Origin of the sequence: Streptomonospora wellingtoniae, from assembly GCF_031845375.1 — a bacterium.
Lineage (GTDB): Bacteria > Actinomycetota > Actinomycetes > Streptosporangiales > Streptosporangiaceae > Streptomonospora > Streptomonospora wellingtoniae.
The window spans coordinates 101,960-118,133 of sequence record NZ_JAVREK010000012.1 but is presented as its reverse complement, the minus strand read 5'-3'; the positions used below and the strand labels follow the sequence as shown (position 1 = coordinate 118,133).

At 71.2% G+C, this 16,174-nt stretch carries 13 protein-coding genes; 12 read left to right on the top strand and 1 reads right to left on the bottom strand.

Annotated elements, in window-relative coordinates; translation table 11 throughout:
• Positions 1-30 precede the first annotated feature (30 nt).
• The 5 genes from RM446_RS13465 to RM446_RS13445 all read left to right on the top strand — a co-directional run bounded on the left by RM446_RS13465 (position 31) and on the right by RM446_RS13445 (position 5,942).
• The gene (locus RM446_RS13465) at positions 31-1,047 is read left to right on the top strand and encodes a TerC family protein (RefSeq protein WP_311545609.1); all 1,017 of its coding nucleotides are present in this window, start codon (positions 31-33) and stop codon (positions 1,045-1,047) included.
• Between the two features lie 236 nt (positions 1,048-1,283).
• Positions 1,284-4,118, top strand: coding sequence for an excinuclease ABC subunit UvrA (gene uvrA / locus RM446_RS13460; RefSeq protein ID WP_311545608.1), 2,835 nt, complete (start codon positions 1,284-1,286; stop codon positions 4,116-4,118).
• 48 nt (positions 4,119-4,166) lie between these two features.
• Positions 4,167-4,706 (top strand): RDD family protein, encoded by a 540-nt coding sequence (locus tag RM446_RS13455; RefSeq protein WP_311545607.1) that lies wholly within the window; start codon positions 4,167-4,169, stop codon positions 4,704-4,706.
• Between the two features lie 49 nt (positions 4,707-4,755).
• On the top strand, positions 4,756-5,382 hold the full coding sequence (locus tag RM446_RS13450) for an RDD family protein (RefSeq protein ID WP_311545606.1): 627 nt from the start codon (positions 4,756-4,758) through the stop codon (positions 5,380-5,382).
• 116 nt (positions 5,383-5,498) lie between these two features.
• The gene (locus RM446_RS13445) at positions 5,499-5,942 is read left to right on the top strand and encodes a Rieske (2Fe-2S) protein (RefSeq protein WP_398695126.1); all 444 of its coding nucleotides are present in this window, start codon (positions 5,499-5,501) and stop codon (positions 5,940-5,942) included.
• A 124-nt stretch (positions 5,943-6,066) separates the two neighbouring features.
• Here the strand turns inward: RM446_RS13445 and RM446_RS13440 are convergent, their stop codons facing one another.
• Complete coding sequence (locus tag RM446_RS13440; RefSeq protein ID WP_311545605.1) at positions 6,067-7,266, bottom strand: mechanosensitive ion channel family protein; 1,200 nt, start codon at positions 7,264-7,266, stop codon at positions 6,067-6,069.
• A 254-nt stretch (positions 7,267-7,520) separates the two neighbouring features.
• Here RM446_RS13440 and uvrC point away from each other — a divergent pair, with 254 nt between their 5' ends.
• The 7 genes from uvrC to RM446_RS13405 all read left to right on the top strand — a co-directional run bounded on the left by uvrC (position 7,521) and on the right by RM446_RS13405 (position 16,169).
• Complete coding sequence (gene uvrC / locus RM446_RS13435) at positions 7,521-9,665, top strand: excinuclease ABC subunit UvrC (protein WP_311545604.1); 2,145 nt, start codon at positions 7,521-7,523, stop codon at positions 9,663-9,665.
• Positions 9,655-10,554 carry an RNase adapter RapZ gene (rapZ, locus tag RM446_RS13430; RefSeq protein WP_311545603.1) on the top strand — a complete coding sequence of 300 codons (900 nt, stop codon included), beginning with the start codon at positions 9,655-9,657 and terminating at the stop codon, positions 10,552-10,554. Before uvrC ends, rapZ begins: the two co-directional genes overlap by 11 nt.
• Positions 10,555-10,675: 121 nt before the next feature.
• The gene (locus RM446_RS13425; RefSeq protein WP_311545602.1) at positions 10,676-11,698 is read left to right on the top strand and encodes a gluconeogenesis factor YvcK family protein; all 1,023 of its coding nucleotides are present in this window, start codon (positions 10,676-10,678) and stop codon (positions 11,696-11,698) included.
• 114 nt (positions 11,699-11,812) lie between these two features.
• Complete coding sequence (locus RM446_RS13420) at positions 11,813-12,220, top strand: DUF488 domain-containing protein (protein ID WP_398695115.1); 408 nt, start codon at positions 11,813-11,815, stop codon at positions 12,218-12,220.
• 310 nt (positions 12,221-12,530) lie between these two features.
• Positions 12,531-13,511: a DNA-binding protein WhiA gene (gene whiA, locus RM446_RS13415; RefSeq protein ID WP_311545601.1), complete on the top strand. Its 981-nt coding sequence runs from the start codon at positions 12,531-12,533 to the stop codon at positions 13,509-13,511.
• 357 nt (positions 13,512-13,868) lie between these two features.
• A complete protein-coding gene (gap, locus tag RM446_RS13410; protein WP_311545600.1) occupies positions 13,869-14,873 on the top strand; it encodes a type I glyceraldehyde-3-phosphate dehydrogenase in 1,005 nt (334 codons plus the stop codon).
• A gap of 108 nt (positions 14,874-14,981) precedes the next feature.
• Positions 14,982-16,169, top strand: a complete 1,188-nt coding sequence (locus RM446_RS13405) for a phosphoglycerate kinase (protein ID WP_311545599.1) — start codon at positions 14,982-14,984, stop codon at positions 16,167-16,169.
• Positions 16,170-16,174 lie beyond the last annotated feature (5 nt).

The window sequence follows — 16,174 nt, the reverse complement described above, 5'->3', positions numbered from 1 at the left end:
GCACGGGCACGGCAACCGGAGGAGTAGCCCGTGGACATTCCGCTGTGGGTATGGCTGGCCACGATCGGTGGCATGATCGCCATCCTGGTGATCGACCTCGCGATCGTCGACCACCCCTGGAGCAAGAAGTCCGGCCCGCGCGAGTTCGGCATGAAGCAGGCGGCCTGGTGGGCCGTCTTCTATATCGGGATCGCCATCCTCTTCGGGGTGGGGCTGTGGTTCTTCGGAGGCACGACGGTCGCCGGCGAGTACTTCGCCGGCTTCCTCACCGAGAAGAGCCTCAGCGTCGACAACCTGTTCGTCTTCTACCTGATCATGAGCGCCTTCGCGGTGCCCCGCAAATACCAGCACGAGGTGCTGCTGGTGGGCATCGTGATCGCCCTGGTCATGCGCGGCGTTTTCATCGTCATCGGAGCGCAGATGATCAACGCGTTCAGCGAGGTCTTCTACGCGTTCGGCGCCCTGCTGATCTACACCGCCGTGAAGATCGTCCACGACCACGTCAAGGGCAGCGACGAGGACAAGGACTTCACCGACACGTTCGCCGCGCGAACGGTGCGCAAGTTCTGGCCGGTTACCGAGGACTACCACGGCGCCCGCCTGACGGTGAAGCAGTACGGCCGCCGCCACGTGACGCCCATGCTCATGGTCATCGTGGCGATCGGCGTGACCGACCTGATGTTCGCCGTCGACAGCATCCCGGCGATCTTCGGTCTGACCCAGGACCCGTACCTGGTCTTCACCGCCAACGCGTTCGCGCTGCTGGGACTGCGCCAGCTCTACTTCCTGCTGGCGGGACTGATGGACCGGCTCGCCTACATCAGCTGGGGGCTCGCGATCATCATGGTCTTCATCGGCGTGAAGATGATCCTGCACGCGCTGCACGAGAACCACGTTCCCGTGCCGGAGATCGGCACCGGCCTGTCGCTCGGCGTCATCACCGGCGTGATGGTGATCACGGTCGTCGCGAGCCTGCTGCGCTCGCGCAACCGGACCGGCAAGGGCGAGAAGCCCGAAAGCCTGACGTCGGGGCCGACCTCGGAATGATCGTCGATCGAACGGCTGTTCGGCTATAGTGTGGTCCCCCGGCGGTCCGCCGTCGGGGGGCGGTGCCCGATGCGGAAGTTTCTCCGGCGCCGAGTCGTTACCGTAAGAGGCCCGGGGCCCGGCGGCGCCCTGCGCCGATACCGCACTCCCCGGCGAGCCGCAGCGCGCCCGGCGCGGGCCCGGGCCTTGCGTGCGCCGCCGCACGCGCGAGCCGATGCCGAAGGGTGAAGAAGCACATGGCCGACGAGCTGGTGATCCGGGGAGCCCGGGAGCACAACCTCAAGGACGTGAAGGTCGACCTCCCGCGCGACTCCATGATCGTGTTCACCGGCCTGTCCGGTTCGGGCAAGTCCTCCCTCGCCTTCGACACGATCTTCGCCGAGGGCCAGCGCCGGTACGTGGAGTCGCTGTCCGCCTACGCGCGCCAGTTCCTCGGGCAGATGGACAAGCCCGACGTCGACTTCATCGAAGGGCTCTCGCCCGCGGTGTCCATCGACCAGAAGTCCACCAGCCGCAACCCCCGCTCCACTGTCGGCACCATCACCGAGGTCTACGATTACATGCGGCTGCTGTGGGCGCGCATCGGCGTCCCGCACTGCCCCCGCTGCAACCGCGAGATCGCCCGCCAGACCCCCCAGCAGATCGTCGACCGGGTGCTGGAGCTGCCCGAGGGCACCAGGTTCCAGGTGCTGGCGCCCGTCGTGCGCGGGCGCAAGGGCGAGTACGTCGAGCTGTTCAAGGACCTGCAGACCAAGGGCTTCACCCGCGCGATGGTCGACGGCGCGATGGTGCGCCTGGACGAGGCGCCGACGCTCAAGAAGTACGAGAAGCACGACATCTCGGTTGTGGTCGACCGCCTCACCGTCAAGGAGTCGGCCAAGAAGCGGCTGACCGACTCGGTCGAGACCGCGCTGCAGCTGGCCGGCGGCACCATCGTGCTCGACTTCGTCGACGAGGCCGAGAACAGCGCCGAGCGCGAGAAGGTGTTCTCCGAGCATCTGTTCTGCCCCTACGACGACCTCTCCTTCGAGGAGCTGGAACCGCGATCGTTCTCGTTCAACTCTCCCTACGGCGCCTGCCCCGACTGCGTGGGCCTGGGCACCCGCATGGAGGTCGATCCCGAGCTGCTGGTGCCCGACCCCGCCAAGACGCTCAACGAGGGCGCCATCGCGGTCTGGGCCAACGGCCACGCCCTGGAGTACTTCGGGCGGCTGATCCAGGCGGTGGGCGACGCGGTCGGCTTCGACATGGACACCCCCTGGGAGCGGCTGCCCAAGGCCGCGCGCAAGGCGCTGATGGAGGGCCACGACACCCAGGTCCACGTGCGCTACCGCAACCGCTACGGCCGCACGCGCTCCTACTACACCGGTTTCGAAGGCGTTATCCCCTGGGTGAAGCGTCGTCACGCCGAGAGCGAGAGCGACACCGGGCGCGAGCGCCTTGAGGGCTACATGCGCACCGTGCCCTGCCCCACATGCGCAGGCCGCCGCCTCAAGCCCGTCGTGCTCGCGGTCACCGTGGGCGGCGCCTCCATCGCCGAGGTCGGCGCGCTGCCCCTGAGCGAGTGCGCCGAGTTCCTGCGCGACCTCAAGCTCAGCGAGCGCGAGCAGGTCATCGCCGCCCAGGTGCTCAAGGAGATCAACGCGCGGATGGGCTTCCTGCTCGACGTCGGCCTGGACTATCTCAGCCTGGAGCGGCCCGCCGGATCGCTCTCGGGCGGCGAGGCCCAGCGCATCCGGCTGGCCACGCAGATCGGCTCCGGGCTCGTGGGCGTGCTCTACGTGCTGGACGAGCCCTCCATCGGCCTGCACCAGCGCGACAACTTCCGGCTGCTGGAGACCCTGCGCCGACTGCGCGACATCGGCAACACCCTCATCGTCGTCGAGCACGACGAGGACACCATCCGCCAGGCCGACTGGGTCGTCGACATCGGCCCCGGCGCCGGCGAGCACGGGGGTGACGTCGTCGTCTCCGGCACCGTCGCCGACCTGCTCTCCAGCCGGTCCTCCATCACCGGCGACTACCTCACCGGCCGGCGCAGCATCGAGATACCGAAGACGCGCCGCCCGCTGGTCAAGGGACGCGAGCTGGTGGTCAAGGGCGCCCGAGAGAACAACCTGCACGACCTCGACGCGTCCTTCCCGCTGGGCGTGTTCACCGCGGTCACCGGCGTCTCGGGGTCGGGCAAGTCCACTCTGGTCAACGAGATCCTCTACAAGGCCCTGGCCAAGGAGCTGCACGGTGCGAAGGCGGTGCCCGGCCGCCACACCCGCGTCAACGGCCTCAACCAGGTCGACAAGATCGTCCACGTCGACCAGAGCCCCATCGGGCGCACCCCGCGCTCCAACCCCGCCACCTACTCCGGGGTCTTCGACCACATCCGCAAGCTGTTCGCGCAGACCACCGAGGCCAAGGTCCGCGGCTACCAGCCGGGCCGGTTCTCCTTCAACGTCAAGGGCGGCCGCTGTGAGGCGTGCGCGGGCGAGGGGACCATCCGCATCGAGATGCAGTTCCTACCCGACGTCTACGTGCCCTGCGAGGTCTGCCACGGCGCCCGCTACAACCGCGAGACCCTGGACGTGCACTACAAGGGCAAGTCCATCGCCGAGGTCCTCGACATGCCCGTCGAGGAGGCCCTGGACTTCTTCGAGCCCGTCACGGCCATCCGGCGGCACATGCAGACCCTCAACGACGTCGGACTGGGGTACGTGCGCCTGGGCCAACCCGCCACCACCCTCTCCGGAGGCGAGGCCCAGCGGGTGAAACTCGCCTCCGAGCTGCAGCGGCGCTCCACCGGGCGCACTGTCTACGTGCTCGACGAGCCCACCACCGGACTGCACTTCGAGGACATCCGCAAGCTGCTGAGCGTGCTCGACCGGCTCGCCGACAGCGGCAACACGGTGATCGTCATCGAACACAACCTCGACGTCATCAAGACCGCCGACCACGTGCTCGACATGGGTCCCGAAGGCGGCTCGCGCGGCGGCACGGTCGTCGCCGCCGGCACTCCCGAGGAGGTCGCGAAGAACGAGGATTCCTACACCGGGCGGTTCCTCGCCAAGCTCGTATAGTCCTCCCAGCGCCGACCGCCGGCGCGTCCGCCCAGGAGGAGCCCGTCCATGAGCGAGGACACCCCCGCCGAGCGCCCGGCCCGGCTCGTACGGCGCGTGGCCGCCAGGCTGATCGACGTCGTCGTGCTCGCCGGGATCGCGATGCTGTTCTCGGCGCTGGTGGTCACCACCGTGCCCGGGGCCGAGAACCCGACGCGCATGGAGGTGCTGCCGGGGCTCGTCCTCTCGGTGGGACTGTTCGCGCTCTATCTCGCCTACGAGGCCGCCTTCACGGCTGTCTACGGCGCCACCCCGGGCAAGCTCTACCTGCGGCTGCGTGTCGTCGGCGCCGACCCCGCCGTGGGCGCGCCGCGCGCGCCCGTGTCCGCGGTGCTCAAGCGCTCGGTCGTCCTCTACGCCTCCGTGCTGCTCAACTTCGTTCCGATCGTGAACTACCTCGCACTCATGGTGTCCGTGTACGCCGTGATCTCCGCGTTCTTCGACCGCCCGCGGCACCGCGGACTGCACGACAAGGCGGGCGGGACCGCGGTCGTCACCGGCCCGGCCGGAGGGACCGATCCCCGCGGGAGCGGGCCCTCCGGCCGGTAGGGTCGAACCGCCGCCGATGCCGGCGGCGCGCAAGGAGGTACCGGTTCCGATGAGCTTCCCGCCGCACTGGAACGACGGCACGACCGCGCCTGGGGACAGCGGTCGGCCGCCGCCCCACCGGCCGCATCCGCCGCCGTACGTGCCGCCCGCCGAGGCCGTCGGCCCGGTGGGAGAGCAGGAGCGCTACCGGCTGGCCTCCTGGGGCCGGCGCGCCGTCGCGCGGACCGTCGACGGGCTGGCCGTCGGCGTTCCCGTCGCCGTCCTCGCGGTGCTCGTGTCGCTGGTGTGGGCGGGAGCGCAGTCGCTCTCGGGCTACGGCGAGGCCGTCGAGCGCAACTCCGGGATCGTCTACGGGCTCGTCGGGTTCGTCATGTTCGTGGCCTACGAGACCGTGTGCGTCCACCGGTGGCGCCGGACCCTGGGCAAACACCTGATGGGGCTGCGGGTCGCACCGTTGGACGGCGCGGGCCGCCAGGGACCCATCCCCGTGGCGTCGATGGCGGCGCGGGCCGCGGTGTTCAATCTCGCGAACCTGGCCGCCGGGAGCGCGGGCTGGGCGTTCCTGTGCCTGATGCTGATGCTCGTGCCGTGCGTCCTGTGGCCGCTGTGGGACCGCCCCAACCGCCAGGCCCTCCACGACAAGGTCGCCGGCACGGTCGTCGTGCGCACGGACTGAGGCCGAGTGTCCTGCGGCGGGCCGCTCCGGGGCTCCGGGGCCCCTGGGGACGAGGCACGTCCGGACCGGTACTACAGTTCGTAGTAATGAGGAGAGTCGAGGAGGGGAGCGGTGTCATGTGCGCGGGGCTGGGGTGCGCCGGCGGGATCAGCAGGCGCAGGCTGATCGGTGCCGCGGGAGCCGCCGGTGCCGCCGCGCTCGGTGCGACCGCCTGCGGATCCGGCGAGGGCGGGCCCGAACCCTACGACGCGCTGCGGGGAACCGTGGTGGCCCAGACCGGAGACGTTCCGGTGGGCGGGGGAAGCGTTGTCGTCAAGGGCAAGCTGGTCGTCACCCAGCCCGAGGAGGGCGACTTCAAGGCGTTCAGCGCCGTGTGCACGCACGCGGGCTGCACGATCCAGGAGGTCGAGCGCAACATCCACTGCCTCTGCCACGGCAGCGAGTTCGACATCGCCACCGGCGAGGTGCGCCACGGTCCGGCCGACAGTCCGCTGGAGCGGCTCTCGATCACGGTCGAGGGCACCGACATCGTCCTCGACGAGAAGGAGCGGGGGGCCTAGCCCGCAGCGCTCGAACCCCGTTGATCTTGTAGCCGTCGTGAAGGAAAACGATTTCCAGTTGCGATGGCTGCAAGATCGACGGCGCTGTGCCGGGTACAGCTGCGGGGCCCCCGCCGCCGAGGGCTCAACCGTCGGCGTCGGAGGAGCCGTCGCCGTCACCGTCGCGGGTCTGCGAGCCGCCCTGGGGCCCGGCCGAGAGAGAGCCGTCGGGGCCGGGAGAGCCGGTCTGCTCGGCGCGGGGGCGCCGGACCGCGGAGTCGGGGAACACCGCGGCGTACGGCTCGGCCTCCTGGGCGGTGAGGAACTCGGTGCGGCGGCGGGGCAGCGCCCGGGGGATGTACTCGTTGATGTAGGTGATCAGGTGCTCACGCAGGTCGCAGCACAGGTCCCAGCGCGCGTCGGAGTCGGCGGTGGTGACCACCGCGCGCAGCTGCACGATCCCGTCGTCGAGGATGTCGGTGGCCTGCAGCGACCAGCGGCGGCCGTCCCAGAGGGGGTGGTGCTTGACGTAGGCGCCGACCTCATCGCGGATCTTGCCGATGGGGGCCTCCCAGTCGACCTGGAACAGCACCCAGCCGGTGATGGAGGCGCCCTGCTTGGTCCAGTTCTCGAAGGGGGTGGTCGCGAAGTAGGAGACCGGCACCACCAGCCGGCGCTCATCCCACATGCGGATGGTGACCATGGTGAGGCTGAGCTCCTCGACGCGGCCCCACTCGCCCTGGAAGACGACGACGTCGTTGATCCGCAGCGCGTTGCTGAACGCCAGCTGGAGGCCGGCGAAGATGTTGCCGAGGGTCGACTGCGCGGCTATGCCCGCCACGACCGACAGCAGTCCCGCCGAAGCCAGCAGCCCTGCGCCCAGCCCCTGGACTGCGGGGAAGGTGAACAGGATCGCCGCGAAGGCCAGTACGCCGATGATCGACGCGGCGATGCGCCGCAGCAGGCGTACCTGGGTCTGCAGTCGCCGCGAGTGGTGGTCGTCGTCGCCGTTGTTGTCGGCGAGCCTGTCCAGCACCGTGTCGGTCACGGCATAGGCGACGCCCAGCGCGAACCACGTCATCGTCCCGATCATCAGGATCGTCATGAAGTGGTCGATGATCGGGAAGAGCGCCCGGTCGGTCATCTCGTCGCGGGCGGGCAGGGAGATGTTGACGCCGACGACCATCGCGGCCGCATAGGCCGAGACCCGGCAGTGCCGGACCAGCGGCCTGGCCAGCGGCGACACCTTGGTGAGCTGGTGGGTGAGCAGCCAGTGCGCCACCGTCACCATGAGGACCGCGATCAGGACGGCGACGCCGATCCCGGTCCATTGCGCGAAGCTCACGGAAAGAGCCTCCCTCGCTCTCAGATGATGCGGTCGGTACCCGCCAAACTAGACCACGTGGATACCGAATCGTGACGTTTGGTCCGTGATCAAGCCCATGCTTGGTCCGGTCCGGGGGGCCGTCCACAGCTTAGACGCGGAGCCCGGCTGACCCCCGGAACCGGTTGCAGAACAGGCCTTTGGTCCCCAACGCGATCGTCCACAGGCCGCCCGCCGAGTGGCCGAACACCCCCGCGGCCGACGACAATGGAGCCATGGCAGCCCAATCCCACCTTCGTCCCCGCCCCGGTTCGATCCCCACCTCGCCGGGGGTCTACCGGTTCCGCGACGGCACCGGGCGGGTCATCTACGTGGGCAAGGCGAAGAACCTGCGCGCGCGGCTCTCGTCCTACTTCCAGGACTTCGCGGCGCTGCACCCCCGCACCCAGACGATGGTCTCGACCGCGGCCGACGTCGACTGGACCGTGGTGGGAACCGAGGTCGAGGCCCTCCAGCTGGAGTACTCCTGGATCAAGGAGTACGACCCCCGGTTCAACGTCAAGTACCGCGACGACAAGAGCTACCCCTACCTCGCGGTCACCATGAACGAGGACGTCCCCCGCGTCCAGGTGATGCGCGGCGCCAAGCGCAAGGGTGTGCGCTACTTCGGCCCCTACGGCCACGCCTGGGCCATCCGCGAGACCGTCGACCTGCTGCTGCGCGTCTTCCCCGTGCGCACGTGCTCGGCGGGGGTCTTCCGCAGTGCCCGCAACGCCGGGCGGCCCTGCCTGCTGGGCTACATCGACAAGTGCTCGGCGCCCTGCGTCGGCCGCGTCGACGCCGAGGAGCACCGCCGCCTCGCCGAGGACTTCTGCTCCTTCATGGCCGGCGACACCAGCCGCTTCATCCGCAGGCTGGAGGAGCGCATGCGCGAGTCCGCCGCGGACCAGGAGTACGAGAAGGCCGCGCGCATCCGCGACGACATCCAGGCGCTGCGCACGGCGCTGGAGAAGCAGGCGGTCGTGCTGGGCGACTCCACCGACTGCGACGTCATCGCCCTGGCCGAGGACCAGTTGGAGGCCGCCGCCCAGGTCTTCTACGTCCGCGGCGGGCGCATCCGCGGCCAGCGGGGCTGGGTCGTCGACAAGGTCGAGGACGTGGGCACCGGCGAGCTCGTCGAGCGCTTCCTCGCCCAGACCTACGGCAACGGCGGCGAGCCGGGCGGACGGGCCGACGGCGAGGACGGACCCGGCGGCGCGGCGATCCCGCGCGAGGTGCTGGTCTCGGCCGAGCCGGCCGACCGCGACGCCGTGGTCGAATGGCTCAGTGGGCGCCGCGGCTCCGCCGTCGACCTGCGCGTACCCCAGCGCGGCGACAAGAAGACCCTGTTGGAGACCGTCGCCAAGAACGCCCACCAGGCGCTGGCCCGGCACAAGACCCAGCGCGCCGGCGACCTCACCACGCGCAGCCGTGCGCTGAGCGAGATCCAGGAGGCACTGGGGCTCGACGAGGCTCCGCTGCGCATCGAGTGCTTCGACGTGTCCAACCTCATGGGCGAGCACGTGGTCGCCTCCATGGTGGTGTTCGAGGACGGTCTGGCCCGCAAATCGGAGTACCGCCGCTTCAGCATCCGCGGCTCCGGGCGCGCCCAGGGCGCCGAGCAGAACGACGTCGCCTCGATGTACGAGGTCCTCAGGCGCCGGTTCGCCCGCTATCTCGAGGAGAGCCGCCGCACCGGCGAGCTCGACAGGCTCGGCGCCGAGGTCGACGGAGACGAGGGCGAGGGCGCCGGTGCCGTCCCGGCCGACGGGGGCGCGGACGGGCCGGACCCGGCGGCCGCCCCCGGCGCTGCGGGCTCTCCCGAGGGCGAAACCGACCGGCAGGCGACGTCCAAGTTCGCCTATCCCCCTAACCTGGTAGTTGTCGACGGAGGCCGGCCGCAGGTCCAGGCCGCGCGGCGGGCCCTGGACGACCTCGGCATCGACGACATCGCGGTGTGCGGGCTGGCCAAGCGGCTCGAAGAGGTGTGGCTGCCCGACGACGACGATCCGGTGATCCTGCCGCGCACGGGCGAGGGGCTCTACATGCTCCAGCGCGTCCGCGACGAGGCCCACCGGTTCGCCATCACCTATCACCGCCAGAAGCGCGCCAAGGCTCTCACCGGCAGCGCGCTCGACGAGGTCCCCGGCCTGGGGCCCGCGCGGCGCAGCGCGCTGCTCAAGCACTTCGGGTCGGTCAAGAAGCTGGCTGCGGCCACTGAGGAGGAGATCGCCCAGGTGCCCGGCATCGGCAAGACCACCGCCGGAGTCATCCACGCGCGGCTCTCCGGCCAGGAGCGGGAAGGAAACCATGACAGGGGCGGGGTCCGCACGGGGGAAAGCGGCGCGGCAGACGGAAGTGGTCAGCACAATGGGGGATGAACAGCCGACAAGCAGTCTCAGCGGGGAGCTCCCGCCCGAGATCGTCGTCGTCACCGGAATGTCGGGCGCCGGTCGCAGCACCGCCGCGCGCGCACTCGAGGACCTGGACTGGTTCGTCGTCGACAATCTGCCGCCGGGGCTGCTGCCGACCATGATCGACCTGGCCGGGCGAACCCAGGGGGCGGTGCCGCGGGTGGCCGCGGTCGTCGACGTGCGCAGCATGGCCTTCACCGAGGACCTGCTCTCCACGGTCGAGGAACTGCGCGGGCGGGGGATCGCCGCCCGCGTCGTGTTCCTAGAGGCCGGCGACGACGCACTGGTGCGCCGTTTCGAGAGCGTGCGGCGCCCGCACCCGCTGCAGGGCGACGGGCGCCTCACCGACGGCATCGCCCGCGAGCGCGAGACGCTTCGCGCCGTCCGCGGCGCCGCCGACCTGGTCATCGACACCTCCCAGCTCAACGTCCACCAACTCAAGGCCAAGGTCATCGGCTTCTTCGGCGAGGCCGAGGAGGCGCGCCCGCGCGCCAACCTGGTGTCGTTCGGCTACAAGCACGGCCTGCCGGTGGACGCCGACCTCGTGCTGGACTGCCGCTTCCTGCCCAATCCGCACTGGGTTCCCGAGCTCCGGGCGATGAACGGACGCGACGCTCCGGTGCGCGAGTATGTGCTGGCCCAGACCGGCGCGAAGGAGATGATCGACTCCTACGCCGAGGTGCTGCGCCTGGTGATCGAGGGGTACCAGCGTGAGGGCAAGCACTACATGACCTTCGCCGTGGGCTGTACGGGCGGCAAGCACCGGAGCGTGGCCATGGCCGAGCAGTTCGGCGAGCGTCTGCGCGAGCAGGGGCTCGATGTCCACGTCGTCCACCGGGACCTCGGCCAGGAATGAGGCGGCCGGTCGCGGCGGACCGGGCGGCGTAGGCGAATCAGCACGGATGTCGGTAGGGCACGCTCTAGCATTGGCCCGATCGCGCCCGCCGAAGACCCGAGGACGAGGTACCCACAGGCACATGTCAGACAACTTCCCCGCCCACAGCGGCGGGAGCCCGGCAGACGCCGCGGCCGGCGGTGCCGCTGCCGACGATCCGGGCGTGAGCCCGCCGCGGGTCGTCGCGCTGGGCGGAGGGCACGGCTTGCACGCCTCGCTGTCCGCGTTGCGCCGGGTGACCACCGACGTGACCGCCGTCGTGACCGTGGCCGACGACGGCGGGTCCAGCGGCCGCCTGCGCGAGGAGCTCGGCGTGCTGCCGCCGGGCGACCTGCGCATGGCGCTTGCGGCGCTGTGCGGCGACGACGAGTGGGGCCACACCTGGAGCGAGGTCGTCCAGCACCGCTTCCGCTCCGAGGGCGAGCTGCACGGCCACGCGGTGGGCAACCTGCTCATCGTGGCGCTGTGGGAGCTGCTGGGCGACTCCGTGGCCGGTCTGGACTGGGTGGGCCAGCTGCTCGGGGCGCACGGCCGCGTGCTGCCGATGTCCTCGGTCCCGCTGGACATCGTCGCCGAGGTCGAGGGGTCCGACCCCGCGCGCCCCTTCGAGATCACCACGGTCCGCGGCCAGGTGGCCTGCGCCAGCACCCGCGGCCGGGTGCGGTCGATCTCGCTGGTGCCCGAGTCGCCCCCGGCCTGCCATCAGGCGGTCAAGGCGGTGCGCGAGGCCGACTGGGTGGTCTTCGGGCCCGGCTCCTGGTTCACCAGCGTGCTGCCGCACCTGCTGGTGCCCGGACTCGCCGAGGCCCTGGTCGAGACCCGGGCCCGCCGCATGGTCGCGCTGAACCTCTCGCCGCAGAAGGGCGAGACCGACGGCTTCCGGCCCGAGACCTACCTGGAGGTGCTCGCCGCGCACGCACCGCGCCTGGGTATCGACGCGGTCCTGGCCGACAGCGGGGTCGTCGGCGACACCACCAGGGTCGGCGAGGTCGCCAAGGAGATGGGCGGCCGGCTGGTCGTGCGCGACGTCGCGGCGGGCGACGGCTCGCCGCGCCACGACCCCGACCTGCTCGCCGCCGCCTTCGACGACGTCTTCCGGGACTGACCGCGGCCCCGCCCCCGCGTCCGCGCGGAAGCGGGGCCGCGGCCGGGCGCGCCCGTGCCCGCGGGGCCCCGATGCGGGAGGTTGGCGCGGTGCGCCAGCGGGCATGCAGCCGACGTGGGCGAACAGCAGGCCGGCGACGGCGGCGGAGTCGACATCCGCCTCATCCGCGTGCGCGACACCCTCGGCCAGGATCCGCCCGGCCGCGCGTTCCTGGTCGACCGGCTGTGGCCGCGCGGTGTGCGCAAGACCTCCCTGTACTACGACGCCTGGCTGCAGGACGTGGCCCCGAGCACCGGGCTGCGCCGGTGGTTCCACGCCGATCCCGGCCGATGGGACGAGTTCGCCGAGCGCTACCGCGGCGAGCTCGCCGAGAACCCCGAGGCTCTGCGCCCGATCCGCGACGCCCTCGCCGAGGGGACCGTCACCCTGCTCTACGGCGCGAGCGACACCGAGCACAACCACGCCCTCGTACTGCGCGACCACCTGTTGGCGACCCGGGGCGAGGCGGCCGGGCAGCAGTAGGGGCCGGCGCCGGGATGCGTCCCCGCGCCCCTCCGAAGCGGTGCGCGGCGCCTGGAGGCGACCGCCGGCCTTCCGCCGCACGGGCGGCCCATCCCACAGCGGACACCCGCAGACCGATCGGACGCCCCGCCCCTTTCGGCAGAGACCCGCACGGATCGGAAAACGCGACTCGCCGGATCGAGCAGGGATTCTGGACACGCGGCCAAGGGCGTGGCCACGGCCCTCACGTTCAGTACGCTCGGGAAGGAGGAGCGCAGGGTCGGCGGGCCGCGCTGGTATGTGGAGTTCGAGAAGCGAGGGGACGGCGTCCATGGCGATGACCGGCGTGGTGAAGGACGAGTTGAGCCGGCTGACCGTTCTCAAGCCGTGTTGCCGCAAGGCCGAAGTCTCCACGATCCTCCGCTTCACCGGTGGACTGCACCTCGTCAGCGGCCGCATCGTGATCGAGGCCGAGCTCGACACCGGCGCCGCGGCGCGCCGGCTGCGCAAGGACATCTCCGAGGTCTTCGGCCACGAGTCCGAGGTCGTCGTGCTCTCGCCCAGCGGCCTGCGCAAGGGCAACCGCTACGTCGTGCGGATCATCAAGGACGGCGAGAGCCTCGCCCGCCAGACCGGGCTCGTCGACAACAACGGCCGCCCGGTGCGCGGCCTGCCCCGGCACGTGGTCGCCGGCGGCGCATGCGACGCCGAGTCGGCCTGGCGCGGCGCCTTCATCGCGCACGGCTCGCTGACTGAGCCGGGCCGGTCGATGTCCCTGGAGGTCACCTGTCCCGGCCCCGAGGCCGCGCTCGCGCTGGTGGGCGCCGCTCGGCGGCTGAAGGTCCAGGGCAAGGCGCGCGAGGTCCGCGGCGTCGACCGGGTCGTGGTGCGCGACGGCGATTCCATCGGAGCGCTGCTGACCCTGCTCGGGGCGCACGAGAGCGTGCTGACCTGGGAGGAGCGCCGAATGCGCCGCGAGGTCCGCGCCACGGCCAACCGGCTCGCCAACTTCGACGACGCCAACCTCCGCCGCAGCGCCCGCGCGGCGGTCGCGGCGGGCGCCCGGGTCGAGCGGGCGCTGGAGATCCTCGGTGACGAGGCGCCCGACCACCTGGTGGCCGCGGGCCGGCTGCGCCTGGCGCACAAGCAGGCGTCGCTGGAGGAGCTTGGACAGCTGTCGTCGCCGCCGCTGACCAAGGACGCGATCGCCGGGCGGATCCGCCGGCTGCTGGCCATGGCCGACAAGCGCGCCGTCGACCTGGGCATCGACGGTACCGACGCGAACCTGACCGCGGACATGCTCGTGCCCTGACCAGGCTCGCCCTGCACGGCGCTGTTCCGCCCGCCGCGCGGCGCGGTTCCGACCGCCGGGCGGGCGGCGCGCGGCCTCACCGGTGCCGCGGAGCGCCGCCGGTGTTGGCTTTTGTGAGTGCGGAAGCGGACCGGAAAACTTCGGAAAATGGTCTAGACCTCTGACTCGCGCGGGTGCGAGCATGGTCGGGGCGCCGAGGCCTTCCGGGCATGGCTCCGCGACGGGGCCGGGACGGTCCACCCTGCGGTGGAGCGATAGGCTCGGAGGTGGAACCCCGGCGCTCAACTTCCGCGGTCGGACCCTCTGCCGGCCGGCCGCGACGGCAGTACCTTCCAACACGTGAGGAGCTTGGTTACCGTGACCATCCGTGTAGGCGTGAACGGATTCGGCCGGATCGGCCGCAACTTCTGGCGCGCGGCCCGCGCCGCCGGCAGCGAGGTCGAGGTCGTCGCGGTCAACGACCTCACCGACAAGGCCACGCTCGCCCATCTGCTCAAGTACGACACCGTGCTGGGCACACTGGACGGCGACGTCGAGGTCGGCGGCGACAGCATCAGGGTCGGAAACACCACGATCAAGACCCTCGCTGAGCGCGACCCCGCTCAGCTTCCCTGGGGCGACCTGGGGGTGGACGTCGTCGTCGAGTCCACCGGCATCTTCACCAAGGCCGAGGACGCCAAGAAGCACATCGACGCCGGCGCCAAGAAGGTCATCGTCTCGGCCCCGGCCAAGGGCGAGGACATGACCCTCGTGATGGGCGTCAACGACGACAAGTACGACCCCGCCCGGCACCACATCCTCTCCAACGCCTCCTGCACCACCAACTGCGTGGCTCCTATGGCCAAGACGCTGCTGGACAACTTCGGCATCGTCAAGGGCCTGATGACGACGACCCACGCGTACACCAACGACCAGGTCATCCTGGACTTCCCGCACAAGGATCTGCGCCGCGCCCGCGCCGCCGCGCAGAACATCATCCCCACGACCACGGGCGCGGCCAAGGCCACCGCCCTGGTGCTCCCCGAGCTGCAGGGCAAGCTCGACGGCATCGCGATGCGCGTGCCGGTGCCCGACGGCTCCGTCACCGACCTGGTCGTGGAGCTGGAGCGCGAGGCCACCGCCGAGGAGGTCAACGCCGCGTTCAAGGCCGCCTCCGAGGGCGAGCTGAAGCAGGTGCTGACCTACACCGAGGACCCGATCGTCTCCTCGGACATCGTCGGCAGCCCTGCTTCCTGCACCTTCGACTCCAGCCTGACCATGGCCTTCGGCAACACGGTCAAGATCATCGGCTGGTACGACAACGAGTGGGGCTACTCCAACCGCCTCGTGGACGCGGCCAAGCTGGTCGGCTCGCGCCTGTAGACCGGACGACCGACCCCGGACGCGCCGGCGCACGCGGCGCCCCGCCCATCGGGCCGGGGCGCCGCGCTCCGCTTCGGCGCGGCCGCATCCCCGCAGAAGGAGAGCTTCATGCGCACGATCGACGACCTCGACGTCTCCGGCAAGCGCGTGTTCGTCCGGGCGGATCTGAACGTGCCCCTCGACGGCGACCGCATCACCGACGACGGCCGTATCCGCGCCGGCGTGCCCACCATCAGCGCACTGCGCGAGCGCGGCGCCCGCGTCGTCGTGGCGGCGCACCTGGGCCGCCCCAAGGGCGCACCCGACCCCGCCTACTCCCTGCGCCCGGTGGCCGCGCGCCTGGGCGAGCTGCTGGGCACCGAGGTCGCCTTCGCCGACGACACCGCGGGGGAGTCGGCCCGCGCCGTCAGCGCCGCGCTGGCCGACGGCGAGGTCGCCCTCGTGGAGAACCTGCGCTTCGAGCCGGGCGAGACCAGTAAGGACGACGCCGAGCGCGGCGAGTTCGCCGACCGCCTGGCCCGGCTCGCCGACCTCTACGTCGGCGACGGTTTCGGCGCCGTGCACCGCAAGCACGCCAGCGTCTTCGACCTGCCGAACCGGCTGCCGCACGCGGTGGGCGGCCTGGTCCTGGCCGAGGTCGAGGTGCTGCGCACCCTCACCGGCGACCCCGCCCGCCCCTACGTGGTGGCGCTGGGCGGCTCCAAGGTCTCCGACAAGCTCGGCGTGATCGACAACCTGCTGGGAACCGCCGACCGCCTGCTCATCGGCGGCGGCATGGCCTACACCTTCCTCAAGGCGAAGGGCTACGAAGTCGGATCCAGCCTGCTGGAGGCCGACCAGGTCGACACGGTCCGCGACTACCTCGACCGCGCGGAGAAGCAGGGCGTGGAGATCGTCGTCCCGGTCGACGTCGTCGCCGCCGAGTCCTTTTCGGCCGACGCCCCGCACGCCCCCGCCGACGCCGACTCCATCCCCGCCGACCGCATGGGGCTGGACATCGGCCCCAAGACCCGCGAGCTGTTCGCCGCCAAGCTGGCCGACGCCCGCACGGTGTTCTGGAACGGTCCGATGGGCGTCTTCGAGATGGAGCCCTACGCCCAGGGCACCAGCGCGCTGGCCCGGGCGCTGCTCGACTCCGGCGCCTTCACCGTGGTCGGCGGCGGCGACTCCGCGGCCGCGGTGCGCGCGCTCGGCTTCGACGAGGCGGCGTTCGGCCACATCTCCACCGGCGGCGGAGCCAGCCTGGAGTACCTGGAGGGCAAGGCCCTGCCCGGTATCGAGGCCCTGGACGACTGACCCCG

Coding starts and splice junctions, on each gene's coding strand:
- uvrA (WP_311545608.1), top strand. CDS start 1,284: ATGGCCGACGAGCTGGTGATCCGGGGAGCCCGGGAGCACAACCTCAAG.
- uvrC (WP_311545604.1), top strand. CDS start 7,521: ATGGCAGCCCAATCCCACCTTCGTCCCCGCCCCGGTTCGATCCCCACC.
- RM446_RS13450 (WP_311545606.1), top strand. CDS start 4,756: ATGAGCTTCCCGCCGCACTGGAACGACGGCACGACCGCGCCTGGGGAC.
- rapZ (WP_311545603.1), top strand. CDS start 9,655: ATGGGGGATGAACAGCCGACAAGCAGTCTCAGCGGGGAGCTCCCGCCC.
- RM446_RS13425 (WP_311545602.1), top strand. CDS start 10,676: ATGTCAGACAACTTCCCCGCCCACAGCGGCGGGAGCCCGGCAGACGCC.
- RM446_RS13405 (WP_311545599.1), top strand. CDS start 14,982: ATGCGCACGATCGACGACCTCGACGTCTCCGGCAAGCGCGTGTTCGTC.
- RM446_RS13445 (WP_398695126.1), top strand. CDS start 5,499: ATGTGCGCGGGGCTGGGGTGCGCCGGCGGGATCAGCAGGCGCAGGCTG.
- RM446_RS13455 (WP_311545607.1), top strand. CDS start 4,167: ATGAGCGAGGACACCCCCGCCGAGCGCCCGGCCCGGCTCGTACGGCGC.
- whiA (WP_311545601.1), top strand. CDS start 12,531: ATGGCGATGACCGGCGTGGTGAAGGACGAGTTGAGCCGGCTGACCGTT.